26 protein-coding genes and 3 pseudogenes are annotated in these 23,422 nt (G+C 72.7%); 19 read left to right on the top strand and 10 right to left on the bottom strand.

All coding sequences use genetic code 11. The features are described from left to right. The first annotated feature begins 32 nt into the window (after positions 1–32). The 5 genes and pseudogenes from QUE40_RS10175 (at position 33) to QUE40_RS10190 (ending at position 3,180) form a co-directional block, all read left to right on the top strand. Entirely contained in the window at positions 33–206 is a 174-nt protein-coding gene (locus QUE40_RS10175; RefSeq protein WP_289230880.1) for a hypothetical protein, read from the top strand. Then, positions 203–999: pseudogene (locus QUE40_RS19190) on the top strand (metal ABC transporter solute-binding protein, Zn/Mn family). Before QUE40_RS10175 ends, QUE40_RS19190 begins: the two are co-directional and overlap by 4 nt. Before the next feature lie 85 nt (positions 1,000–1,084). Beyond that, positions 1,085–1,777: a metal ABC transporter ATP-binding protein gene (locus QUE40_RS19195; protein ID WP_350227145.1), complete on the top strand. Its 693-nt coding sequence runs from the start codon at positions 1,085–1,087 to the stop codon at positions 1,775–1,777. Positions 1,778–1,792: 15 nt separating this feature from the next. Next, entirely contained in the window at positions 1,793–2,785 is a 993-nt protein-coding gene (locus QUE40_RS10185; protein WP_289230882.1) for a metal ABC transporter permease, read from the top strand. Further along, a complete protein-coding gene (locus tag QUE40_RS10190) occupies positions 2,782–3,180 on the top strand; it encodes a Fur family transcriptional regulator (RefSeq protein ID WP_289230883.1) in 399 nt (132 codons plus the stop codon). Before QUE40_RS10185 ends, QUE40_RS10190 begins: the two co-directional genes overlap by 4 nt. 454 nt (positions 3,181–3,634) lie before the next feature. Here the strand turns inward: QUE40_RS10190 and QUE40_RS10195 are convergent, their stop codons facing one another. From QUE40_RS10195 to recO, 3 genes are read right to left on the bottom strand one after another with little or no spacing between them, the layout of a single operon-like run. After that, on the bottom strand, positions 3,635–4,177 hold the full coding sequence (locus QUE40_RS10195; protein WP_289230884.1) for an AAA family ATPase: 543 nt from the start codon (positions 4,175–4,177) through the stop codon (positions 3,635–3,637). 7 nt (positions 4,178–4,184) lie between these two features. Continuing rightward, positions 4,185–4,967: an isoprenyl transferase gene (locus QUE40_RS10200; RefSeq protein WP_289230885.1), complete on the bottom strand. Its 783-nt coding sequence runs from the start codon at positions 4,965–4,967 to the stop codon at positions 4,185–4,187. Next, entirely contained in the window at positions 4,964–5,737 is a 774-nt protein-coding gene (recO, locus tag QUE40_RS10205; protein ID WP_142005545.1) for a DNA repair protein RecO, read from the bottom strand. The genes QUE40_RS10200 and recO overlap by 4 nt, the downstream gene beginning before the upstream one ends. A gap of 123 nt (positions 5,738–5,860) precedes the next feature. On the opposite strand from recO, the gene QUE40_RS10210 reads away from it, so the two are divergent. The 8 genes and pseudogenes from QUE40_RS10210 (at position 5,861) to QUE40_RS10230 (ending at position 11,418) form a co-directional block, all read left to right on the top strand. Next, positions 5,861–6,889 carry a putative sugar O-methyltransferase gene (locus tag QUE40_RS10210; protein ID WP_142005546.1) on the top strand — a complete coding sequence of 343 codons (1,029 nt, stop codon included), beginning with the start codon at positions 5,861–5,863 and terminating at the stop codon, positions 6,887–6,889. Between the two features lie 12 nt (positions 6,890–6,901). Beyond that, positions 6,902–8,056 carry a phytoene desaturase family protein gene (locus tag QUE40_RS10215; RefSeq protein ID WP_433996991.1) on the top strand — a complete coding sequence of 385 codons (1,155 nt, stop codon included), beginning with the start codon at positions 6,902–6,904 and terminating at the stop codon, positions 8,054–8,056. Then, positions 7,972–8,469 (top strand): phytoene desaturase family protein, encoded by a 498-nt coding sequence (locus tag QUE40_RS19675; RefSeq protein WP_433996992.1) that lies wholly within the window; start codon positions 7,972–7,974, stop codon positions 8,467–8,469. Before QUE40_RS10215 ends, QUE40_RS19675 begins: the two co-directional genes overlap by 85 nt. A gap of 48 nt (positions 8,470–8,517) precedes the next feature. Continuing rightward, positions 8,518–9,162, top strand: a complete 645-nt coding sequence (locus QUE40_RS10220) for an alpha-ketoglutarate-dependent dioxygenase AlkB (RefSeq protein WP_142005548.1) — start codon at positions 8,518–8,520, stop codon at positions 9,160–9,162. A gap of 114 nt (positions 9,163–9,276) precedes the next feature. Beyond that, positions 9,277–9,585, top strand: a pseudogene (locus QUE40_RS19200) (undecaprenyl diphosphate synthase family protein); the annotation flags it as partial. A gap of 232 nt (positions 9,586–9,817) precedes the next feature. After that, a complete protein-coding gene (locus tag QUE40_RS19205; protein ID WP_350227146.1) occupies positions 9,818–9,991 on the top strand; it encodes an undecaprenyl diphosphate synthase family protein in 174 nt (57 codons plus the stop codon). A gap of 50 nt (positions 9,992–10,041) precedes the next feature. After that, entirely contained in the window at positions 10,042–10,548 is a 507-nt protein-coding gene (locus QUE40_RS19210) for a DUF1697 domain-containing protein (RefSeq protein WP_433997080.1), read from the top strand. A gap of 63 nt (positions 10,549–10,611) precedes the next feature. Further along, a complete protein-coding gene (locus tag QUE40_RS10230) occupies positions 10,612–11,418 on the top strand; it encodes a maleylpyruvate isomerase family mycothiol-dependent enzyme (RefSeq protein WP_289230887.1) in 807 nt (268 codons plus the stop codon). Positions 11,419–11,467: 49 nt separating this feature from the next. On the opposite strand, the gene leuA is transcribed toward QUE40_RS10230, so the two are convergent. Then, the gene (leuA, locus tag QUE40_RS10235) at positions 11,468–13,258 is read right to left on the bottom strand and encodes a 2-isopropylmalate synthase (protein WP_142005551.1); all 1,791 of its coding nucleotides are present in this window, start codon (positions 13,256–13,258) and stop codon (positions 11,468–11,470) included. A 285-nt stretch (positions 13,259–13,543) separates the two neighbouring features. Next, entirely contained in the window at positions 13,544–14,347 is an 804-nt protein-coding gene (locus QUE40_RS10240; protein ID WP_289230888.1) for an LLM class flavin-dependent oxidoreductase, read from the bottom strand. Positions 14,348–14,414: 67 nt separating this feature from the next. Here QUE40_RS10240 and QUE40_RS10245 point away from each other — a divergent pair, with 67 nt between their 5' ends. The 6 genes from QUE40_RS10245 (at position 14,415) to QUE40_RS10270 (ending at position 19,006) form a co-directional block, all read left to right on the top strand. Then, the gene (locus QUE40_RS10245) at positions 14,415–14,921 is read left to right on the top strand and encodes a hypothetical protein (protein ID WP_289230889.1); all 507 of its coding nucleotides are present in this window, start codon (positions 14,415–14,417) and stop codon (positions 14,919–14,921) included. Positions 14,922–15,195: 274 nt separating this feature from the next. Next, complete coding sequence (locus QUE40_RS10250; protein ID WP_289230890.1) at positions 15,196–15,834, top strand: hypothetical protein; 639 nt, start codon at positions 15,196–15,198, stop codon at positions 15,832–15,834. Continuing rightward, entirely contained in the window at positions 15,831–15,974 is a 144-nt protein-coding gene (locus QUE40_RS10255) for a hypothetical protein (RefSeq protein ID WP_289230891.1), read from the top strand. The genes QUE40_RS10250 and QUE40_RS10255 overlap by 4 nt, the downstream gene beginning before the upstream one ends. A gap of 122 nt (positions 15,975–16,096) precedes the next feature. Beyond that, complete coding sequence (locus tag QUE40_RS10260; RefSeq protein WP_289230892.1) at positions 16,097–17,308, top strand: MFS transporter; 1,212 nt, start codon at positions 16,097–16,099, stop codon at positions 17,306–17,308. 14 nt (positions 17,309–17,322) lie between these two features. Beyond that, positions 17,323–17,784, top strand: coding sequence for a MarR family winged helix-turn-helix transcriptional regulator (locus QUE40_RS10265; protein ID WP_289230893.1), 462 nt, complete (start codon positions 17,323–17,325; stop codon positions 17,782–17,784). A gap of 52 nt (positions 17,785–17,836) precedes the next feature. After that, positions 17,837–19,006, top strand: a complete 1,170-nt coding sequence (locus tag QUE40_RS10270) for a M4 family metallopeptidase (protein WP_289230894.1) — start codon at positions 17,837–17,839, stop codon at positions 19,004–19,006. Position 19,007: 1 nt separating this feature from the next. On the opposite strand, the gene QUE40_RS10275 is transcribed toward QUE40_RS10270, so the two are convergent. From QUE40_RS10275 to QUE40_RS10295, 5 genes and pseudogenes are all read right to left on the bottom strand, one after another. Continuing rightward, positions 19,008–19,745, bottom strand: a complete 738-nt coding sequence (locus tag QUE40_RS10275) for a class I SAM-dependent methyltransferase (RefSeq protein WP_289230895.1) — start codon at positions 19,743–19,745, stop codon at positions 19,008–19,010. Between the two features lie 10 nt (positions 19,746–19,755). After that, positions 19,756–20,703: a GTPase Era gene (era, locus tag QUE40_RS10280; protein ID WP_142005559.1), complete on the bottom strand. Its 948-nt coding sequence runs from the start codon at positions 20,701–20,703 to the stop codon at positions 19,756–19,758. A gap of 170 nt (positions 20,704–20,873) precedes the next feature. Then, positions 20,874–22,193, bottom strand: coding sequence for a hemolysin family protein (locus tag QUE40_RS10285; RefSeq protein WP_289230896.1), 1,320 nt, complete (start codon positions 22,191–22,193; stop codon positions 20,874–20,876). Positions 22,194–22,200: 7 nt separating this feature from the next. After that, on the bottom strand, positions 22,201–22,692 hold the full coding sequence (gene ybeY / locus QUE40_RS10290; RefSeq protein WP_142005561.1) for an rRNA maturation RNase YbeY: 492 nt from the start codon (positions 22,690–22,692) through the stop codon (positions 22,201–22,203). Positions 22,693–22,767: 75 nt separating this feature from the next. After that, a pseudogene (locus QUE40_RS10295) lies at positions 22,768–23,049 on the bottom strand (PhoH family protein); the annotation flags it as partial. Between the last annotated feature and the right edge of the window lie 373 nt (positions 23,050–23,422).

A 23,422-nucleotide genomic window follows, 5' to 3' on the forward strand; every position in this document is an offset into this window, starting at 1 on the left:
AATCATTCTCACTTCTCCTGAGAATGATTCTCGTGAAGCTCACTGCTGCCCTCCCCGCCCTCGCCCTCGCGGCGACCGCCGCGCTCGCCGGTTGCGGCACCTCGGGCGCCGGTGGGCCCGGCGCCGGCGACGGTGACCGTCCCACGGTGGTGACGGCGGCGTACCCCTGGACCTGCTCGTCCGCTCCGTCGGCGGTGAGCACGTGACCACGCTCAACCTGGCCAAGCCCGGCGTGGAGCCGCACGACCTGGAGCTGACCGCCAAGAACGTCGCGGCGATCGACGACGCGTCGCTGGTGGTCTACAGCAAGGGGTTCTCCACCGCCGTCGACACCGCGGCGAAGGAGCAGGCCGGCGAGCGCGCGTTCGACGTGTCGGGCCCCGCGCGGCTGACCGCCACCCCGTCGGTGGAGCCGGTCGGCGAGGGCGACGCCGAGCAGCACCACGCCGACGACGGCCACGACCACGGGTCCGAGCCGGGCGCCGTCGACCAGCACTTCTGGCTCGACCCGCAGCGCTACGCCGCCGTCGCCACCGCCGTCGCCACGCGCCTCGGCCAGGTCGACCCGACCAACCGGGCCGACTACGAGCGCAACGCCCGCGCCTTCGGCGGCCGGCTCACCACGCTCGACCGCGAGCTCGTCACCGGCCTGCGCTCGTGCACGCGCACAGAGCTGGTCACGAGCCACGCCGCGTTCGGCTACCTCGCCCAGCGCACCGGCCTGTCGCAGGTGCCGATCGCGGTCTCCCCGGCCAGGAGCCCGACCCGGCCGCGCTGGGCCGGATCTCCACCTATGCCAAGGCGCACGGCGTCACCACGATCTACACCGAGCCGCTGGTCAGCCCCGACTTCGCCGACGCGATCGCCCGCAGCACCGGCGCGCGTACGGCCACGCTGGACCCGGTCGAGAGCATCACCGACCGTTCGTCCGGCGGCGACTACTTCGCGGTCATGCGCTCCAACCTCTCGACGCTGCGCACCGGACAGGGATGCTCATGACCGACACCCCCGCCCCGTGATCGAGCTGCGGCACGTCTCGTTCGGTTATGCCGACCGCGCCGTCGTGCGCTCGATCGACCTCGACGTGCGGCCCGGCGAGGTCGTCGCGCTGCTCGGGCCGAACGGCTCCGGCAAGTCCACGCTGGTGCGCGGGCTGCTCGGCCTCACCGACCAGCTGGGCGGCGAGGCGACCGTCCTCGGGCAGCCGCTGCGCGACCTGTCCGAGCGCTACCGCATCGGATACGTCCCCCAGCGGCACACCCTCTCGGGCTCGGTGCGCGCCACGGTCGAGGAGGTGGTCGCCGTCGGACGGCTGCCGCACCAGGGGTGGTTCGTCCGGCGTACTCCGCAGGACCGGCGCGCGATCACCGAGTCGCTGGAGCTGGTCGGCCTGGCCGAGCGGGCCGGCGACGACGTATCGACCCTGTCCGGCGGCCAGCAGCGCCGGGTGCTGATCGCCCGCGCGCTCGCCGCCGAGCCCGACCTGCTGATCATGGACGAGCCGACGGCCGGCGTCGACGAGGCGAGCCAGCGGGTGCTCGCCGAGGTGCTGCGCCGGCTGACGGCGAGCGGCCGCACGCTGCTGATCGTGACCCACGAGGTGGCCGCGCTGCGCGACGTCGTCACCCGCATCGTCGAGCTGACCGCCGGTCGGGTCAGCTTCGACGGCACGCCCGAGCGCTACGCCGAGCACCGGCGCGAGCAGATCGTCGGCAGCCACCCGTGCCCGCCGACCGACCCCCGCACGAGAGCCACCTGCCGAGCGCAGGCCCGCTGAGCACCGGAGCCGACCATGCTTGAGCTGCTGCAGTACGACTTCATGCAGCGGGCGCTGATCGCCGCGCTGCTCGTGGGCGTGGCCGCACCGATGGTCGGCATCTTCTTGGTGCAGCGCCGGCTGGCGCTGATCGGCGACGGCATGGGCCACGTCGCGCTCGCGGGCGTCGCCGTGGGTGTGGTCACCGGCCGGCAACCGGTCTTCACCGCGCTGGCGCTCGCGGTGGTGGCGGCCGTGCTCATCGAGCTGGTCCGGGCGCGCGGGCGCACCAGCGGCGACGTCGCGCTGGCGGTGATGTTCTACGGCGGGATCGCCGTCGGCATCGTGCTGCTGAGCCGCGCCGGCAGCGAGACCCCGGCCAACCTCGATTCCTTCCTCTTCGGCGCCATCACCACGACGAGCCCGACGGACGTGCGCGTCTTCGCGGTGCTGGCCGCGGTCATCCTGCTGGTCACTTGGATCATGCGACCGCGGCTGTTCGCCGTCGCCGGCGACGAGGAGTACGCCCGCGCCACCGGCATGAACGTGCTCGCCGTCAACCTGACGCTGGCGATCCTCACCGCGGTCACCGTCGTGGTGTCGATGCGCGTCGTCGGGCTGCTGCTGATCAGCGCGCTGATGATCGTGCCGAACGCCGCCTCGCAGCTGCTCACCCGCAGCTTCGCGAGCGCGCTGCGGCTGGCCGTGCTCATCGGGGTCCTGTGCAGCGTGGGCGGGGTCGTGGTCTCCTACCACGCCGAGACCCCGTCGGGCGGCACCATCGTGGTGCTCACCGTGCTGGTGTTCGTGCTGGCGTCGTTCGCCACCTGGGCCGTGGCTCGGGGGCGGGCGGCGCGCCACGCGGAGTCGTCGCACCACGCGCACGAGCACCGGCCCGGCTGCGGCCACCGTGCGGTGCCGCACGGCGACCACGTGGACTACCTGCACGATGGCGAGCGGCACGCGGCGCACGCCGACCACTGGGACCGGCACGACGAGCCGGCCCCCACCGCGAGGAGCGAATCGTGAGCGAGAGCACCGGACGGCGACCCACCCGGCAGCGGGCAGCGGTCACCGAGACGTTGTCGGAGATCGACGACTTCACCTCGGCGCAGAGCCTGCACGAGCGGCTGCGCACCAAGGGCGCCTCCGTCGGTCTCGCCACCGTCTATCGCACGCTGCAGGCGATGGCCTCCGACGGCGAGGTCGACGTGCTGCGCACCGACGAGGGCGAGGCGGTCTATCGCCGCTGCAGCACCGGGCACCACCACCACCTGGTGTGCCGCGACTGCGGACGTACGGTCGAGGTCGAGGGCCCCGCGGTGGAGCGCTGGGCCGCCCGGGTCGGCCAGGACCACGGCTTCACCGACGTGGAGCACACCGTCGAGCTGTTCGGTCGCTGCGCGGACTGCTCGCGGGGTTGAGCGCGGCTGAGGCGTGCGGGCACGGGCGCGCGTATCCCCCGATATCGGCCCTTGTGACCGGTCCCCCGCCCCGCCGCACGTCACAACCCCCGGAATCGGCGCGTACGACGGTCCGCGCGCCCCACGTGACGTCGACAACCCCCGAAATCGGCGCGTACGACGGTCCGCGCGCCCCACGTGACCTCAACAACCCCCGATATCGGCCCTTCTGACCGCGCCCCCGCCCCACGTCACGTCACAACCCCCGGAATCGGCCCGTACGCCTGGCGCCGCTGGGTCGATACCGACCCCATCTGCCCGCCCAGGCACCCTCAGGCGTGACGTTTCGGGTCGATATCGACCCCATCCGCCCGCCCAGACCCCTCCGACGTGACGTTTCGGGTCGATACCGACCCCGTCCGCCCGCCCGGGCATTTCGCGCGTGACGCGTCGTACGTCCGCGCCGGGCAGACGGTCAAAGGAACTTCCCCTGCGACGAACTCGTACGCTCGCGCACCGGGCCGACTGCCTGGATGACCCGGTCCACCACGCCGCCCACGTCGTACTCGCCGCCGAGGACAACCTCGCCGGGCACCCCGAGGACATCCGACTCCATGAACCACTCGCGCAGCTTGGTGGAGTCGACCTCTGACGCCAAGGGGCGCCCTGCGTGCCGACGCAGGGTCTCCTCCAGCGGGACGTCGAGGTAGAAGACGTGGGTCGGACCGTCGTGCCGGCCCATGAGCCTGCGCAGCATGCTCCCGTAGTGGCCGGAGTACAAGATCCCCTCGAGGATCACGTGATAGCCGATCTGCAGACAGTGCTGTGCCGTCTGCTCGATCAGGCCGATGTTGTCGCCGTCGGGGACGTCGTGCTCCCGAAGCACGACCCGTCTCAAGTGGTCCTGGCCGACGTTCGCGGTCCCGCGCCCCATGCGCCGCTGCAGCTCGGCCGCCACCGTCGACTTGCCGCATGCCGAGTTGCCCCTGATCACGATCAGGTGCTGGTCCACGAACATGCCGGGGCTACGGGGTGGGGGTGCGGTCGACGGCGCCGCCGTAGCGGCGGTCGCGGGCGGCGTACGTCTCGATCGCCTGCCACAGGTGGGTGCGGTCGAAGTCGGGCCAGAGGGTGTCGAGGAAGACCATCTCGGCGTAGGCGGACTGCCACAGCAGGAAGTTGCTGGTGCGCTGCTCGCCCGAGCTGCGCACGAACAGGTCGACGTCGGGGGTGTCGGGCCAGTCGAGGTTGCGGGCGATCGTGGCCTCGGTGATCTTGTCCGGCTTGAGCCGGCCGGCGGCGACCTGCTCGGCGATGCGGCGGGTGGCGGCGGCGATCTCGGCGCGGCCGCCGTAGTTGACGCACATCTGCAGCGTCATGACCGTGTTGTGCTTGGTGCGCTCCTGCGCGCTCTCCAGCTCCTTGACGACCGAGCGCCACAGCCGCGGCCGCTGCCCGGTCCAGCGGCAGCGCACGCCCCAGGAGTCGAGCAGGTCGACGCGGCGGCGGATCACGTCACGGTTGAAGCCCATCAGGAAGCGGACCTCGTCAGGTGAGCGCTTCCAGTTCTCGGTGGAGAACATGTAGGCCGACAGCGTCCCCACGCCCGCCTCGATCGCGCCCGCGACGACGTCGATCAGCTGCGCCTCACCGGCCTCGTGGCCCTTCGTGCGCGGCAGCCCGCGCGCGTTGGCCCACCGCCCGTTGCCGTCCATCACCAGCGCGACGTGCCGGGGCACGATCTCGGGCGGCAGCTGGGGCGCTCGGGCGCCGCTTCGGTGGGGCGGCGGCGGGACGGGCGTGCTCATCGGGCTCCTGCACGGTCGGCGGGCGGTGCCGGCAGAGCGGGGGTGCCCCGGTCGACCAGGCGCAGCGAGCGTACGCCCCGCTCCAGGTGCCAGTGCAGGTATGCCGTCACGAGTCCGCTGGCCTCGTTGCGCGTGCGCGGGTCCGCGGCCACGGCCGTCGCCCAGTCGCCCGCGACCAGCGCGCCGAGCAGCACGAACGTCTCGGGGCGCGGCGCCGCCGAGCCCGGCGGCCGGCACGACGGGCAGACCGCGCCGCCCGCCGCGAGGTTGACCGCCCGGTGCGGGCCGGGCGCGCCGCAGCCGGCGCAGTCGCGGAACGACGGGGCCCACCCGGCGGTCGCCATCGCGCGCAGCAGGTAGGAGTCGAGCACGAGCCCCGAGTCGTGGCGCCCGGCGGCCAGCGCCGCCAGACCGCCCGCCAGCAGCGTGAACTGCCGCTGCACCGGCTCGCGCTCCTCGGTGAGCCGGTCGGCCGTCTCGAGCATCGCCGCGGCCGCGGTCCACGCGGAGTAGTCGGCCGCGACCTGCTCGCCGTACGGCGCGAGCATCGCCGCCTGGGTGATCGTGTCGAGCGAACGCCCTTGGTAGCACTGCAGATCCACGACCATGCCCGGCTCGAGGCGCGCCCCGAACTTGGACTTCGTACGTCGCACGCCCTTGGCCACGGCGCGCACCTTGCCGGTGCCGCGGCACAGCATCGTGACGATGCGGTCTGCCTCACCCAGCTTGTGGGTGCGCAGCACGATCGCGGCGTCACGGTAGAGGGCCATCGGTCCATTCTCTCCCGAGGGCGCACCGCCTCCGACCACCCCGCCCGGCGGGTCGCCCGTCACGTGCGACCCGCCGGGCGGGCGTGTGAGGATGTCTGCGCCACCCCCGACCCTGGAGGATCGATGACCGACTGGGCCCAGCTGACCACCCGCTCGCTCGACGAGCTGCGCGGGGTCGACGAGACCTACCGCCCCACCAACTTCTGGGGCCCGGGTGTCGACAAGCTGCTGGACGACATGCGCACCCTCGGCCTCGACAGGTTCAAGTCCTGGCCGGCCGCCTCGATCTGGTTCTACCCGCTGTACGGCAACGGCTGGACCAACGCGACCCTCGGCGCGCTCCTGCCGAAGGCGCGCGAGGTCAAGGGCACGGCCGACGAGTCCTTCCTGCGCTCGGCGCTGACCGGGTGGCACGAGGCCCGTCGCGACTACGACGTCGCGGCCGTCGGCTGGGACCAGGAGCGGTGGCCGTTCGACCTGCGCACCCACGGCGAGAGCCGCGTCGGCACGCCGTGGCAGGCGTTCGGGCTCGACGTGGGCACCCACGCCACGTTCGGCCGGGCCTACGCCAACTACCTGCTGTGCCTGTCGGCGCTGTCCCACCACGTCGCCGGCCCGCCGCGCAGCTTCCTGGAGATCGGCGGCGGCTTCGGCGTGCTCGGCGAGATCGTCATGCAGCGCGACCCCAACGCCCGCTACGTCGACCTCGACATCCCGCCGCTGCTCACGGTCGCGTCCTACTACCTCACCGAGCTGTTCGGCTCGCGGGTCACGCTCTACGAGGGCGAGACCGCCGCGCCGGGGCCGATCACGGTGCCGGGCAGCGGGGTGCTCCCGAACTACCGGATCCAGGACCTCGACAGCGAGTTCGAGGTGTTCGTGAACTCCTTCTCCTTCCAGGAGATGGAGCCGCCGGTCGTCGACCACTACATCGACCAGGTCTGCTCCAAGGGCATCCGCTACGCCGTCTCGCTCAACTCGCGCAACGGCAAGCCCAAGGCGCAGAAGGCCGGCGACTGGGGCGCGCTCGACCCGGTCACGTCGGCCCAGATCATCGAGATGTTCGACCGTCGCGGGCTCGAGCTCGTCGGGCAGTACGACGCGCCGTACGTCCGCAGCGCCGGCCAGCTCAACGTGTTCCGCCGGCGCTGAGCGAGGGTCGTCGTGCCTGCCGGGACCGAGCGACGTGACGTCGTCGTCGTGGGCGGCGGGCACAACGCGCTGACGGCTGCCGCATACCTGGCCCAGGCCGGATCGTCGGTGCTGCTGCTCGAGCGGGACGACCACCTCGGTGGCGCCACCGTCTCGGCCGAGGCGTTCCCGGGCACGGGTGCGCGGCTGTCGCGCTACAGCTATCTCGTGAGCCTGCTCCCGCAGCGCATCATCGACGACCTCGGTCTGTCGATCACGTTGCGCCGCAGGCGTTTTGCGTCCTACACCCCACGGCCCGGCAGCGACGTGGGCCTGCTCGTCGACAACCACGACGCGGGCGCCACGCGGCGTTCGTTCGAGGCGATCGGGGCTGGCGGCGACCACGCCGGGTTCACCGACCTGTACGACCGCACCACCCGCCTCGCGCAGGCGGTCTGGCCGTCGGTCACCGCGCCGCTCCCCCGGCGCAGCGAGCTGCGGCGCGCGCTGGGCGACGACGCGACCTGGGACGCCTTCGTCGAACGCCCGCTGGGCGAGGTGATCGAACGCAGCGTGCGCGACGACCTGGTGCGCGGCGTCGTGCTCACCGACGGCCTGATCAGCACCTTCGCCCGCGCCCACCAGGCCGACCTGCAGCAGAACGTCTGCTTCCTCTACCACGTGATCGGTGGGGGCACGGGCGCCTGGGACGTGCCGGTCGGCGGCATGGGTCAGGTGTCGGGAGCGCTAGAGCAGGCCGCCCGCGCGGCCGGCGCGACCCTGGTCACCGGCGCCGAGGTGACCGGCGTCGACGGCGACGGCGTGGTGACCTATGTCGAGGGCGGGGAGCAGCGGCAGGTGCGGGGGCGTACGTGCTGTGGGGCGGCGCTCCCGGTCACCTCGCGCGGGTGCGCGGCACCGAGCCGCCGCCCGCCGAGGGCGCACAGATCAAGGTCAACCTGCTGCTGTCGCGCCTGCCGCGGCTGCGCGAGACCGGCGTCGCCCCCGAGGCCGCGTTCGGCGGCACCTTCCACGTGCACGAGTCGTACGCCCAGCTCGAGTCGGCGTACGCCCGCGCCACGTCGGGCGAGCTCCCCGAGCCGGTGCCCGCCGAGATCTACTGCCACTCCCTCACCGACCCGAGCATCCTGTCGCCGGGGCTGCGCGAGCAGGGCGCGCACACGCTGACGGTCTTCACCCTGCAGACGCCGCACCGGCTGATCGATCACGCCCGGCCCGACCAGCAGCGGGCGCGGTGGGAGCGCGCGGTGCTCGACTCGATCTCCTCGGTGCTCGCCGAGCCGCTCGACGACGTGGTGCTGCGCGACCCGAGCGGCCGTCCGTGCGTGGAGACCCGCACCACCCTGGACCTGGAGCGCTCCCCCGGCATGCCGGGCGGCAGCATCTTCCACGGTCCGCTCGACTGGCCGTTCGCCGACGACGACGAGCCGCTCGACACGCCTGCCGCACGGTGGGGCGTCGCGACGGATGACCCGCGAATCCTGTTGTGCGGTGCGGGATCTCGACGAGGTGGCGGCGTGAGCGGTCTCGGCGGGCTGCACGCGGCGCAGGCGGTGCTCGAGACGACACGCCGCGGCTGACCGCCCGCGACCGTTGCGCGCGTCGAACGCCTGTTCTAACCTGGCGCCATGTCCGAGCTCGCGCTGCAGGGGTCTCTGCTCGACCAGGTCGAGGAGGTCGGACTGCGCCCGCTCGGCGGGTCCGTGCGGCGCACGCCGCTCACCCGCGGCGCGTGGGTCGACCTTCGGCCGGGCTGGCTCACCGGAGCCGACGAGCTGTTCGCGCGGCTCATGCCCGGCGGCGCCGGCGGGGTCGACTGGCACGGCGAGCGCCGACAGATGTACGACCGCGAAGTCGACACCCCACGCCTGCTCCGGTTCTACTCCGAGACCGAGGCCTGGCCCGACCCGGTGCTGACCGAGGCCCGCGACCAGCTCTCCCGGCACTACGCGGCGGAGCTCGGCGAGCCGTTCCGCACCGCGGGCATGTGCCTCTATCGCGGCGGCCGCGACTCGGTCGCCTGGCACGGCGACCGCATCGGCCGCGGCAACACCCACGACACGATGGTCGCGATCGTCTCGGTCGGCGCGCCGCGCACCCTCGCCCTGCGCCCGCGCGGCGGCGGCGAGTCGCTGCGGTTCGTCCTCGGCCACGGCGACCTGATCGTCATGGGCGGCTCCTGCCAGCGCACGTGGGAGCACGCCGTGCCCAAGACCGCCAAGCCCGTCGGGCCGCGCATCAGCATCCAGTTCCGCCCGCGCGGCGTGCGGTAGCGGCCTGGCGCCTTCCGCCCAGTCCGTTCCGGCCTCCGCGCGCCTCCCCGGCGCCCGGCCGCACCGGTCGTACCGTTCTTGGCCATGAGTGTCGCGACCATGCTGCAGCGCCGGATGGGGCGTCGGCGCCTGCACGCGCTGCCGGTCCGCCCTCGGCACGTCGGCGTGGTCGTCGACGGCAACCGCCGCTGGTCCAAGGCCGCCGGATACACCGACTCCTCCGTCGGCCACAAGGTCGGCGCCGAGCGGGTCGGCGACCTGCTCGGCTGGGCCGAGACCGCCGGCATCGAGCACGTGACGGTCTATCTGCTCTCGGCCGACAACCTGCGCGAACGCCCGCCGCACGAGCTGGCCGGCCTGCACACGGTCCTGCGGCAGGTGCTTCCCCGGGCGATCGAGCGCGCGGGCAGCTGGCGGATCCACCTGTCCGGCGACCCGCGGCTGCTGCCCGAGGAGGTGGCGCACGACCTGCGCGCGGCGAGGAGCGTACGTCCTCGCGGCCGCGCCACGTCACGCTCGCCGTGGGCTACGACGGGCGGCAGGACATCGTCGACGGGGTGCGGGCCGCGCTGCTGCGCGCCCCGGCTCGGCCGACATCGCCGCGCTGGACGCCGACCAGATCACGGCCGCGCTGCCCGGCGGCCCGGTCAAGGACATCGACCTGGTCATCCGCTCCAGCGGCGAGCAGCGCCTGTCGGGCTTCTGCCCGTGGCAGACCCAGGGCGCCGAGATCTACCTCAGCCCCAAGCTGTGGCCGGCGTTCGCCCGCCGCGACTTCGCAGCCGCGCTGGCGCACTTCGCGGCGGCGCGCGGGCGTCAGGCCGGGTGAGCAGCCTCGCCGCGCTCCTGCTGCGCGGCGTCAACGTGGGCGGGGTGACGGTGCGGTCGGCCCCGCTGCGCGCGTGCCTGGAGTCGATCGAGGGCGTCGAGCAGGCCGCGACCGTGCTCGCCTCCGGCAACGCCGTGGTGCGCACCGGTCTCGACCCGGAGCCGCTGCGGGTCGCTGCCGAGGCCGCGGTGGAGCGCGACCTCGGAGCCCACGTCCCGCTCGTCGTCCAGACGTTGGCGCAGGTGGACGACCTGGTGGCCACGCTGCCGTACGCCCTCGACGACGAACGCACCCATGCCTACGTCACGTTCGCGCAGACCGAGGGCGGGCTCGACCCGTGGGTGCGGCTGGCCGTCGAGCTCGACCAGGAGCACACGCGCCTGAGCCCCACCGCACTCGCCTGGACCTGCCCGGTCGGTCGGTCGCTCGACACCCCGTTCGCCAGGGCGCAGGGCCGTGGACGGTTGCCCGGCTCGACCGGAGAGACGGCGCCGATCACGACGCGCAACGCCCGCACCCTCGCCCGGCTCCAGGCCGCCGCCGACAAGCTCGGCTGACCGCAGCTCGGCTGCCCGAAACCCGCGCGACACGCAGCACGGCGCGGCCCTACGTTCGGCCGCATGAGCACACTCGACTTCCTCGGTCACCTGCAGACCGAGTCCGCCATGTTCTTGGACGCCGCGCAGGCGGCGGACCCGGCCGCCCGCGTGCCGAGCTGCCCCGACTGGGACGCCGACGACCTGCTGTGGCACCTGGGCGAGGTCCAGTGGTTCTGGGCCACGATCGTCGCCGACGACCTGCGCACCGGTCAGCAGATCGAGGACCTGGTCGAGCCCGAGCGTCCGGCCGACCGTGCGGGCCTGCTCGCGTTCTACCGCGAGCAGAGCCCCCGGTTGCACAGCGTCGCCGCCGAGGCCGACCCGGCAGAACCCCGCTGGATGTGGGTCTCCGACGAGGCGTTGCACGACGTGGCGTACGTCCGGCGCCGGCAGGCCCACGAGGCGCTCGTCCACCGGGTCGACGCGGAGCTGACCGCCGGCCGGCCGATCAGTCCGATCGACGTCGGGCTCGCCGCCGACGGGGTCGACGAGGCGGTCGTCGTGATGTTCGGCAACCACCCGTCGTGGGGCACGTTCACCCCCGGCGACCAGCGCGTCCGCGTGCGGGCGACGGACGCCCAGCGCAGCTGGCTGGTGCGGCTCGGACGATTCGCGGGTACGTCCTCGCAGGGCGAGGCCGTCGACGTCCCCTCCTGGCAGGCGGTCGACGACGACGGCCGGGACGCCGACGCAACCGTCACCGGGTCCGCAGCCGACCTCGACCTGTGGCTGTGGGGCCGGCCGGTCGTCGGCAGCGAGCCGGTGCTCACGGGCGACCAGCAGGCGCTGGCGACCTTCCGCGCGGTGCGCGACGACGGCGTCGGCTGACCGCCCGCCGAGCAGACCGGCCGGCCCGGAGCATCCCGCCGGCCGCGGCTCAGACCGCGTTGCTCGGGTGCACCTGGGCGGGCTCCTCGACCGGCACCGGGGCGTCACGCAGCGCCCGGTTCACCGCCGAGAGCACCGCGGTGAGCGAGGCCTTCACGATCGAGCTGTGCAGGCCGACGCCCCACAGCACGCGCTCGCCGATGGCCGCCTCGACGTACGCCGCCGCCCGGGCGCCCTCACCGGCCGACATGGCGTGCTCGGCGTAGTCGAGCACCCGCACGTCGATGCCGAGCGTCGACAGGGCGTCGGTGAACGCGGCGATCGGGCCGTTGCCCTGCCCCTGGATGGTGATCTCGCGGCCGCCGTTGTCGCGGTCGGTCATCGTGGCGGTGATCCGGTCGCCGTCGGACGTGCTCTCGATGGAGTGCGTGATCGGGGCGAACCGGCCCCAGGCCGCCTCGCCCTCGCCCGCGCCGGGGACGTACTCGTCGGTGAAGACGTCCCACAGCTGCGCCGGGGTGACCTCGCCGCCCTGGGTGTCGGTGCGCTGCTGCACGACCCCGCTGAACTCCACCTGCAGCCGGCGCGGCAGGTCCAGCTGGTGCTCGCTCTTGAGGATGTAGGCCACGCCGCCCTTGCCGGACTGGCTGTTGACGCGCACGACCGCCTCGTAGGAACGGCCGATGTCGTGCGGGTCGATCGGCAGGTAGGGCACGCCCCAGACCAGCTCGTCGAGCTCGCGGCCGGACTCGCGCACCTGGCGGTCCATGTCCTCGAAGCCCTTCTTGATGGCGTCCTGGTGCGACCCGGAGAAGGCGGTGTAGACCAGGTCGCCGCCCCATGGGTGCCGCTCGTGCACCGGCAGCTGGTTGCAGTGCTCGACGGTGCGCCGGATCTCGTCCATGTCGGAGAAGTCGATCTGCGGGTCGACGCCCTGGCTGAACAGGTTCATGCCGAGCGTGACCAGGTCGACGTTGCCGGTGCGCTCGCCGTTGCCGAACAGGCAGCCCTCGATGCGGTCGGCGCCGGCGAGGTAGCCCAGCTCGGCCGCCGCCACGCCCTCCCCGCGGTCGTTGTGCGGGTGCAGCGACACGACGATCGACTCGCGGCGGTCGAGGTGGCGCACCATCCACTCGATGGAGTCGGCGTAGACGTTGGGCGTGGCCATCTCGACGGTCGCCGGCAGGTTGACGATCATCTTGTGGTCCGGCGTGGGGTCGATGACGTCGATGACCTCGTTGCAGATGCGCACCGCGAACTCCAGCTCGGTGCCGGTGTAGGACTCCGGGGAGTACTCGTAGTAGACGTCGGTCTCGGGGACGGTCTCCTCGAGCTTCTTGCACAGCCGGGCCGCCTGCAGCGCGATGTCGACGATGCCGTCCTGGTCGAGCCCGAAGACCACCCGCCGCTGCAGCGCCGAGGTCGAGTTGTAGAAGTGCACGATCGCCGACTTCGCGCCGCGGATCGCGTCGAAGGTGCGCTCGACCAGGTGGTCGCGGCTCTGCGTCAGGACCTGGATGGTCACGTCGTCGGGGATGTGGCCGCCGTCGATGAGCTGGCGGCAGAAGTCGTAGTCGGTCTGGCTGGCGCTGGGGAAGCCGACCTCGATCTCCTTGTAGCCCATGCGCACCAGGAGCTGGAACATGCGCATCTTGCGCTCGGCGTTCATCGGGTCGATGAGGGCCTGGTTGCCGTCGCGCAGGTCGACCGCGCACCAGCGCGGCGCCTTGGTGATCTGCTTGTCCGGCCAGGTGCGGTCGGGCAGGTCGACGGTGATCTGCTTGCTGAACGGTTCGTACTTGCCGATCGGCATCGACGTGGGCTGCTGGGGGTGGATCATCTCTCGCCTCGGGTTCGGGGCGGTGCGCTCGCCGGTGCCGCAGTGATGGCGCGGGGCTGACGGGTCCGCCAGTTCAGGTGTTGCTGAAGGGGATTCGGCCGCAGGAGGCGACTCCGCGGCGAGGAAGGCCGAAGATCAGGCCTCGCCGCGGCGACGAAGGAGAAGCAGCGAGTACGTCGTCCGCACGTCGTCACCATAGCCGCGCCCAGGTGCGTGGTGTCCACGGGTCGGTCTCGATTGCCCGGGATGCGGGACGCCCCCAACGCTGATCGAGTAGCCGAGCCGCTAGGCGAGGCGTATCGAGATCGCCCCCAGCCGGGCGGCGAAGTCGAGGATCGCCGGGCCGGACTCGGGGCCGCGGTCGCCGAGCGCGAGCACCGGCACGCGGGTGGCACCGGCGTCGGCGAGCTCGGACACCCGGTCGGTCAGCTGCTGCACCGACGCGTCGACGGGCAGGTCGGTGAAGACCACCACGTCGGGCTCGGCCACTCCCGCCGGACGGGCCTCGCGCAGCCGTGCGACGGCCTCGCGCACGGCCGCGGCGGACGTCCCGCCGGTGAGGATCAGCCCGTCGCCGAGCTCGCCGGCGAGCGCGATCGTCTTCGGCCCGACCGCCCCGACGAGCACCGGTGGCACCTGCTCGGGCGGCCAGCGCAGCTGCACGCCGTCGAGCCGGACGTAGCGCCCCTCGACCGTGACCGACTCCCCCGCGAGCAGCGCGCGCAGGGCCGTGGCGTGCTCGCGCAGCAGCGTCATGGGCGACTCGGCGCGCACCCCGGCCTGGCCCATCCACTCCAGCACCCCGTGGCCGATGCCGGGCAGCAGCCGGCCGGGAAACAGCCGCGCCAGGGTGGCCAGCTCCATCGCGGTCAGCGCGACGTTGCGCAGCGGCACCGGGAGCAGCCCGACGCCGACCCGGATGCGCTCGGTCCACGCCAGCGCGGCGGCGGCCGGGGCCAGCCCGCTCTCGGCGAAGCAGTCTTCCCAGAACCACACCTCGGGCAGACCGGCCCGCTCGGCGGCCAGCACCGCCTCGCGGTAGCGCTCGGGCGGTTGGTCGGGCGGCACGATGAGTCCGGTCTCAGCCATGCCCGGCACGCTAGAGGTGCCCGACGACATCCCCCGCCGATCGGCGCCGGCTCGCTAGCCTCCCGCCATGCGACGAGGACTCCCGGTGACCGCTGCGGCGGCAAGCGGTGCGCTCCTGCTCACCGGCTGCGGCGGCAGCGACGCCGCGGACGACGCACCGGCCAGCCCCGCCACCTGCGCGAGCCAGGCGCCGCGGGTGAGCCAGGCGTACGGCTGGGGGTCGAAGGTCGACGTCGACGACAGCGGCCGGCTGTACGCCCTCGCCACCGCCGTCGACGGGCCCACCGTGCGCGACGCGCGCGTCGAGGTCGGGGTGGTCGCCACCCGCCGCACCGGCGACGTGCTGGCCGAGACCAGCACCCTCACCCTCGGCGTCGTCACCAGCGACGGGAAGCTGTGCCGCGACCCGGTCGGGCTGCCGATGCTCGGTCTGAACCGGCAGACCTCGGTCGACGTCTCGGTGCGCACCGAGACCTCCGGCGAGAGCAAGGACGCGATCACGCTCGTGGTGCTCGACGAGGGCGGTGCGGTGCTCGCGGCGTGGCGCACCGGAGGCGCCACCGCCCCGAGCTGACGCGCACGACGACCCGCCGGCAGCCGCTCGAACCGCCACGCCCGGCGCGTGCGCTAGATAGCCTGCCGGCCATGCGAGCTCTCAGGGGACAGCCGCCGCCGGTGCGGCCATCGGTGCTTTGGTGCTGGCCGGGTGCGGCAGCGACAGCGGACCGGCAGCAGCGAGCTCCGCTGCGGGACAAGGCGATTCGCACGCGAGCGCATCAAGTGGTGACTCCCCCGACCGTAGCTCCGGACCGCGCAAGCCGTTCGGGTGCGAGGACTCCGCGCCCGAGGTGACGAAGACGTACGCCTGGGGTTCGCAGGCCGAGGTCTCCAGCGGCGGCGAGCGATACTCGCTCAACACCGCCAAGCAGGGCCCGGTCGTCAAGGGGTCGCGGATCACCGTGGCGCTCAACGCCGTGCGCACCAGCGGCGACCAGTTCCCCAGCCCCACCAAGCTGCGGTATGCCGTGGTCACCGGCGACGGGATGCTGTGCCAGGACCGCACGCCGTTCCAGATGCTTACCCGCGGCCGGGTAGAGCCGGTGAACGTGTCCGTGCAGGCCGACTCCCCCGGCGAGGACAAGAACCGGGTGACCCTCGTGGCGCTCGACACCGGCGGCCGGGTGCTCGCCGCGTGGCGGACCGGTGGCGAGGTGCGCACGATCGCGCCGCCGACCGGGTGCACCGCGAAGCTGAAGGAGCCGTTCGACCCCGACCGCACGACCTCGTTCGGCAAGGCGGCACCGTTGCGCAAGAAGCAGGTCGAGGGCACGACGCTGCGGGTCGCGAAGCCGAAGGTCACGAACGAACCGGGTGCGCTGTCCAGCACGGTCACCGTCGAGGTCACGCTCACCAGTCCGTTCTCCGCCATCGTGGGACCGCAGCAATTCGCCCTGGTCGACGGCAAGGAAACCTGTGCCCGCGCGTGAAGGACGTCGTCGACCTGCCGCTGGTCTCCTCGGGCGACCCCGAGACCCGTGAGCTGACGTTCGAGCTCCCACGCGGTGTGAAGCCGGAGGGCCTGAAGGTCTTCTGGTCCAGCTCCGAGGAGACCGTCGAGTTCCGCTGACCGTCCCCGGGCACAGCCGCGCCCGACCCGGCCGAGACCCCGGTCACAGTATTTGACAGAGTCAAGCATTCCGACATACTTGACGTTGTCAAACAACCCCGTGACCGAGGAGGCCGCCCCCGATGACCGATCTGGCGCACCGCAGGGCAGGCCTGCCACCCCTGCGACGGGTCCACCGCGAGCACCCGTGGCGGATGCCGATCCTGGTCGTCGCGGTCATCCTGTCCGGTCTCGCGGTGCGCTCGCCGATCACGGTGATGGGTCCGCTCGGCCAGCAGATCGGCGACGCGTACGGCTTGTCGGCCGCGGGCATCGGCGCCCTGACGACCGTGACGCTCGTGGTGTTCGTCGTCGCGTCACCGTTCGCGACCACCGTCGGACGCCGGCTCGGTATCGAGCTCGCGGTGGTGCTCGGCTTCCTGATCGTCGTGGCCGGGGCGGTGGTGCGCACGCTGCCCTCCACCGCCGCGCTCTACGCCGGCACCGTGCTCGTCGCGCTCGGGCTCTGCCTCCCGAACGTGCTGCTGCCCATGGTGATCCGCCGCGACTTCCCCCGCTCGATCGGGACGATGACCGCCCTGTTCACCTCGACGATGACCGTCAGCGGCGCCCTCGGCTCCTTCCTCGCCCTGCCGCTCACCTCGCAGTGGGGCTGGCACGTGGCGATCACCGTGATCCCGGCCGGCGCGCTGCTCGCCGCCGTGCTCTGGCTCCCCTTCGAGCGGGAGCACCACCAGCCCGACCGCACCGCCGGCGTGCCCGCCGGGTCGCTGTGGCGCTCACCCCTCGCGTGGCAGGTGACCGCCTTCTTCGGCATGCAGTCGCTGATGTTCTACACCGCGGTCGCGTGGCTGGTGCCGATGCTCACCGACCGGGGCATGTCCGCCGCGGCCGCCTCCGGCCTGCTGGGCATGCTGGCGCTGATCGGCATGGTGCCGAGCCTGCTGGTGCCGCCGATCGCGGCCCGCGGGCGCGACCAGGTCGTCGTGGCCGCCCTGATCGGGCTCGTGCAGCTGGTCGGCGGCGTGCTCGTCGCGACCACGACGGGCGCGGCGCTCGCGGTCGGCGTGCTGGTCGTCGGCGTCGGCAGCGGGGCCGGCATGTCGCTCGCGTACTCCTTCCTCGGGCTGCGCACCGGCACGAGCATGGCCGCCGGCCGGCTCGCCGGCATGTCGCAGTCCGGTGGCTACGCCATCGCCGCCCTCGGCCCGGTCCTGGTCGGGCTCGCGCACGAGTGGTCCGGCTCGTGGAGCGGCCCGCGGTGGACGTACGCCATCGTCGGGCTGGCTACCCTGACGCTCGGCATGCTGGCCGGTCGGGCCCGCCGCGTCTGATCAGGAGACCCCGCATGACGACTTCGAGCAAGCTGCCGCCCGAGCTGGCCGGTGGCCTCACGGGCCGGGAGCGAGAGACCTGGCGCGAGTTCGCGCGGGTCTCGCGGGCGATGGAGGCGCGTCTGGCCGCCGTGCTCGCCGACACCCCGGTGAGCACGGGCGAGTTCGGCGTCCTGATCGCCGTGGCCGAGCTCGGCGGGTCGCCCCAGATGTCCGTCGTGGCCGGTCACCTGTCCCTGTCCCCCAGCGACCTGTCCCACCGCGCCGCCCGGCTCGAGCGCAAGCAGCTGCTGCGACGCAGCAAGTCCCCCGACGACGCCCGCGCGACCACCGCTGAGCTGACCGACGAGGGACGGGCGCTGCTCGCGGAGGTGCTGCCGACGTACGCCGAGACGGTGCGCGGCGGGCTGCTGGCCCGGCTGAGCGCCACCCAGCAGCGCTCGCTCGTGGACTGGCTGCGCGACATCCGCCCCTGATCGGAGCACGCACAACGCCCCCGCTGTCGGACCCGCGTTGCACAGTAGGGGCATGACCACGACTCGCTGCCACATCGTCCCGCCCCACCTGCTGCGTCGGCTGGCTCGCGACGCCGACCCCCGGGTCGCGCAGATCGCCGAGCGCACGCTGCTGATGGGCAACGACATGGTGGCGCGCCGCGAGGTGCGCGCCGCGCGCAGCGGCCCGCGGCGCGACAACCTCGGCGGCACCGGTCTGCTGCCGCCCGACGTGCGCGACCGCGGGCGCGCGGCACGGCCGGCTCCCACCGACCCCACCGTCGTGCGCCCCGAGCCGACCGACGAGCTGCAGCCCGACTCCGGCGCCGTCTCGCCCAAGCGCAGCATCTACGACGCGCAGCGCAAGCAGGAGCTGCCCGGGGTCCTGGTGCGCTCCGAGGGCGAGCCGCCGGTCGCCGACGAGTCGGTGAACGAGGCCTACGACGGGCTCGGCCAGACGTTCGCGCTGTTCGCCGAGGCGTACGACCGCAACTCCCTCGACGACCAGGGCTTGCCGCTGACCGCGAGCGTCCACTACGGCGTCGAGTTCGACAACGCCTTCTGGGACGGCGAGCAGATGGTGTTCGGCGACGGCGACGGCGAGTTCTTCAACTCCTTCACCGACAGCGTCGACGTCATCGCGCACGAGCTGGTGCACGGCTTCATCCAGTTCACCGCTGCGTTCACCTACGTCGGCCAGTCCGGGGCGCTCAACGAGTCGGTGTCCGACGTGTTCGGGTCGCTGGTCAAGCAGCGGGTGCGCGGCGAGACCGCCGACCAGGCCGACTGGCTCATCGGCGAGTCGCTGTTCACCGACAAGGTGCAGGGCGTTGCGCTGCGCTCGCTGAAGGCGCCCGGCACGGCGTACGACGACCCCACCCTCGGCAAGGACCCGCAGCCGGCGACGATGGACGACTACGCCGAGATGCCGCACGACGAGCAGAACGACAACGGCGGCGTGCACATCAACTCCGGCATCCCCAACCACGCCTTCTACCTCGCGGCGACCGCGATCGGCGGCAACGCCTGGGAGCGGGCGGGGCAGGTCTGGTACGACGCGATGACCCGGGGCGGGCTGCCCAAGGACGCCGACTTCGCCGTGTTCGCGCAGGCGACCGTCACCCAGGCCGGCGAGCGGTTCGGTTCCGGCAGCCCCGAGCAGCAGGCGGTTGAGCGGGCTTGGCAGCAGGTGAAGGTGCTGTGACTCAGCGGCGGCGGCGCAGGTCGGGGTGGCGCCGCACCGCGAGGTAGCGGTCGTCGATCTCCTCGATGCCGAACGAGCCGACGGGGATCTCGTCGACGATGGTGTCCTCGCTCAGGCCGTAGGGCCGCACCCGCGTCGACACCTCGCGCACCACCTCGCCGTCGCGCAGGGTGAGGTAGTCGTTGGTGATCTCGACCCGGCCGTCGTCGAGCGGGGTCGCGGCGAACCAGCGCTGATACTCCTGGCGGCCCATGCTGGCCGAGGCCGACAGCTTGCGCTCGACGGGGCCGTCACCGGCGCCGTACGACCTGCTCATCAGCACCGGCGCCCCGGGCACGAGCACCCGCGCCATCCGCTGCCAGAAGGCTTCGCGCTGCCGCTCGCCGAGGAAGTAGATCACGTTGAACAGCAGCGCACCGCCGCACTGGTCGGGCAGCCAGGAGTCGAGGATCGACTCGGGCAGCACGGTGGTGCGCGGGCGCAGGTCGTCGCGCTCGGCGATGCGCAGCATCAGCAGCGAACGCATCACCCAGTCGGGCTCGACCGCGACGATCTCGGCCTCGGGGTAGCGCTCGGCGAGGGTGACCGTGGTCAGCCCGGACCCCGACCCGATGTCGATCAGCGGCAGCTCGGGCTTGAAATCCGCTGCCTCCCAAGGGATGTCGGTGACGAAGTCGGTGTCCTTCACCGGCAGTCGCAGGGCGTCGCCGAACTCGGCCCAGGCTTCGTACTCGCTCATCGTCTCCCGCTCAGAAGCCGAGCTTGCTCAGCTGGTTGGGGTCGCGCTGCCAGTCCTTGGCGACCTTGACGTGCAGATCGAGGAACACCCGCTGCCCGAGCATCGCCTCGATCTGGGTGCGCGCCTGGGTGCCGACCTCGCGCAGCCGCGAGCCACCGCGCCCGATGATGATGGCCTTCTGCGACGGCCGCTCGACGAACACGTTGACCCGCACGTCGAGCAGCGGGTTGTCCTCGGGGCGGTCCTCACGCGGCACCATCTCCTCGACGACGACCGCCAGGCTGTGCGGCAGCTCGTCGCGCACGCCCTCGAGCGCGGCCTCGCGCACCAGCTCGGCGATCATCACCGACTCCGGCTCGTCGGTGAGCATCCCGTCGGGATACAGCTGCGGCGACTCCGGCAGGTACGACATCAGCACCTCGGCGACCGTGTCGACCTGGTCCATGCGCGTCGCCGAGCACGGGACGATCGCGTCGTAGTCGCCGAGCTCGCTGATCGCCACGAGGTGCTCGGCCAACCGATCCTTGCTGACCGTGTCCGACTTGGTCGCGATGGCCACCACGGGCCGTCGGCGCCCCCGCCGCAGCTCGGCCAGCTCGGCGGCGATGAACGCATCCCCCGGACCGATGCGCTGATCGGCGGGCAGGCAGAAGCCGACCACGTCGACCTCGAGCAGGGTCTCGCGCACCAGGTCGTTCAGCCGCTGCCCCAGCAGGGTGCGCGGCTTGTGCAGCCCAGGGGTGTCGACCAGCACCAGCTGGGCCTGGTCGGTCGTGAGCACCCCGCGAATCGTGTGCCGCGTCGTCTGCGGCTTGCTGGAGGTGATCGCGACCTTCTGGCCGACCAGCGCGTTGGTCAGCGTCGACTTGCCGGCGTTGGGCCGCCCCACCAGGCAGGCGAACCCCGCGCGATAACCCTCGCCGCCCGCACCCTGCGCTGCGCGCTCCTCGCCGCTCACACCCTCTGTCGCGCTCGGTCGCACTCCGCTCCGGGCGCGTGCTCGTCCCTCGCCCGCACCCTGCGCTGCGCGCTCCTCGCCGCTCACACCCTCTGTCGCGCTCGGTCGCACTCCGCTCCGGGCGCGTGCTCGTCCCTCGCCCGCACCCTGCGCTACGCGCTCCTCGCCGCTCACAGCACTACCTCCTCGCCCGAGGACCGGGCATGCTCGCGGGGCTGCTCGTCGTCGGACGGCTCCCCCGGGTCGACGGGCTCCACCACCACGGTCGCCAGCTGGTGCCGACGACCCGACATCCGCTCGGCGACCAGCCGCAGCCCGGCGATGTCGCCGGTGGCGCCCGGGATCGGCACCCGGCCGACCAGCTTGGTGAGCAGGCCGCCGACCGTCTCGACGTCCTCCTCGTCGATCGTGACGTCGAACAGCTCGGCGAGGTCGTCGATGTCCATCCGCGCCGGCACCCGGGTGCGCCCGTCGGCGAGCTGCTCGACGCCGGGGGTGGCGCGGTCGTACTCGTCGTCGATCTCGCCCACGATCTCCTCGACGATGTCCTCCATCGTGACCAGGCCGGCGGTCCCGCCGTACTCGTCGATGACGACCGCGAAGTGACGCCGCTCGAGCTGCATCTCCTTGAGCAGGTCGTCGGCGGGCTTGCTGTCGGGCACGAACGCCACCGGCCGCATCACCTCGTGGACCGGCAGCTGCTCGGAGTCGTGGTCGGAGAACACGCGACGCGACACGTCCTTGAAGAACAGCAGGCCCTCGATGTCGTCGGGGCTGCCGTCGACCACGGGCAGGCGGGAGAAGCCGGAGCGGGAGAACAGGTACATCGCCTGCCGCAGCGTCTTCTCGCGGTCGATCGTGATCATGTCGGTGCGCGGCACCATGACCTCGCGCGCGAGGGTGTCGCCGAGGTCGAAGACCGAGTGCAGCATCTTGCGCTCGTCGTCCTCGATCAGCTGCGACGCCTGCGCGATGTCCACGAACTCGCGCAGCTCGGCCTCGGTCTCGAAGGGGCCGTCGCGGTAGCCGCGACCGGGGGTGACGGCGTTGCCGAGCAGGACCAGCAGGCGTACGACCGGGGCCAGCACGCGACGCAGCTGCACCACGAGCGGGGCGCTGACCAGCGCGACCGCCTCGGCGTGCTGGCGACCGAGCGTGCGCGGGGAGACGCCGACGAGCAGGAAGCTGACCAGCAGCATGACGCCGATCGCGGTGAGCAGCGCGGGCCAGAAGTCGTCGAAGAGCTCTTGCACGGCCAGCGTGACGAGCACGGCGGCGGTGGCCTCGGCGAGCACGCGCAGGAATGCCAGCACCATCGCCACGGCGCTGCGGTCGGCGACGACGGCCTGCAGCGCGGGCGCGCCGCGCTTGCCCTCCTCGGCGAGCTCGGCAGCCCGGCCTGCCCCCACCCGGCGGATGGCCGACTCCATGGCGGCGAAGGCGAACCCGAGCACGACGCTCGCGAGGGCGACGATCCACAGGGCGGTCATGGTGTGCTCACTCCTTGCCCGACGGCGGGGTGATGCGCGCGTCGGAGCCTCGGCGGGCGAGGAAGGTCAGCAGCAGGGTGCGCTGCAGGTCGAACATCTCTTGCCGCTCCCGCGGCTCGGCGTGGTCGAAGCCCAGCAGGTGCAGCACGCCGTGCACGGTGAGCAGCAGCAGCTCCTCCTGCGTCGTGTGGCCCGCCTCGGCCGCCTGCCGCGCCGCGACGGTCGGGCACAGCACGATGTCGCCGAGCACGCCCTCCTCGGACGGCTCGCCGGCTCGTCCGGGACGCAGCTCGTCCATCGGGAAGCTCATGACGTCGGTCGGGCCGGGCAGGTCCATCCACTGCACGTGGAGCACCTCCATGGCCGCCTCGTCGATGACCCGGATCGCGAGGTCGGCCTGCGGGTGCACGTGCATCTCGTCCATCGCGTAGCGAGCCACCTCGTGCAGCTCGTCGAGGTCGACCTCGACCTCGGTCTCGTTGAGCACGTCGATGCTCATCGATCCCCTGCGGGCGCCGACCGGACTGCCCCTGCGGGCCGCGCTGGCCGTGCTGGCCAGGGGCACCCTCTCCTGCTTGGCGTCCCACCGGCCGTAGGCCTCGACGATCTCGCTGACCAGGCGATGGCGTACGACGTCCTGGGCCTTGAGGTGGGCGAAGTGCACGTCCTCGACGTCGCCCAGGATCTGCTGCACCACCCGCAGCCCCGACGTGGTGCCGCTCGGCAGGTCGACCTGGGTGGTGTCACCGGTCACGACCATCCTGGAGCCGAAACCCAGCCGGGTGAGGAACATCTTCATCTGCTCGGCCGAGGTGTTCTGCGCCTCGTCGAGGATGATGAAGGAGTCGTTGAGGGTGTTGTGGGTGACCAGGAAGTCGTCGGTGACGTAGAGGGAGTCGGCCGCGGCCACCTGGATGCACACCGTCTCGGCCTCCCCGGCCGGCTCGATCGCGTGCACGAACCGCATCGGCCGCCCCGGCTCGCCCTGGGCGTACTTCACCCGCTTGCGCTCCAGCCGGAACGGTTCGAGCCCCGCCGGCAGCCGCAGGTCGACGACGTAGGCGTCGTGGTCACTCCCGGTGTCGGCGACGCCGCCCAACGACCGCACCAGCTCGACCACGTCGTCACGCAGCCCAGCCGAGCCGGACCGCACCTCGATCGAGGTCGTGCCTGCCTCGCCACGCACGTGGCCCGCCTCGCTGTCGAGCAGGCCCTGCAGCAACGCGTGC

This window comes from Barrientosiimonas endolithica (assembly GCF_030296655.1).
GTDB classification, from domain to species: domain Bacteria; phylum Actinomycetota; class Actinomycetes; order Actinomycetales; family Dermatophilaceae; genus Barrientosiimonas; species Barrientosiimonas humi.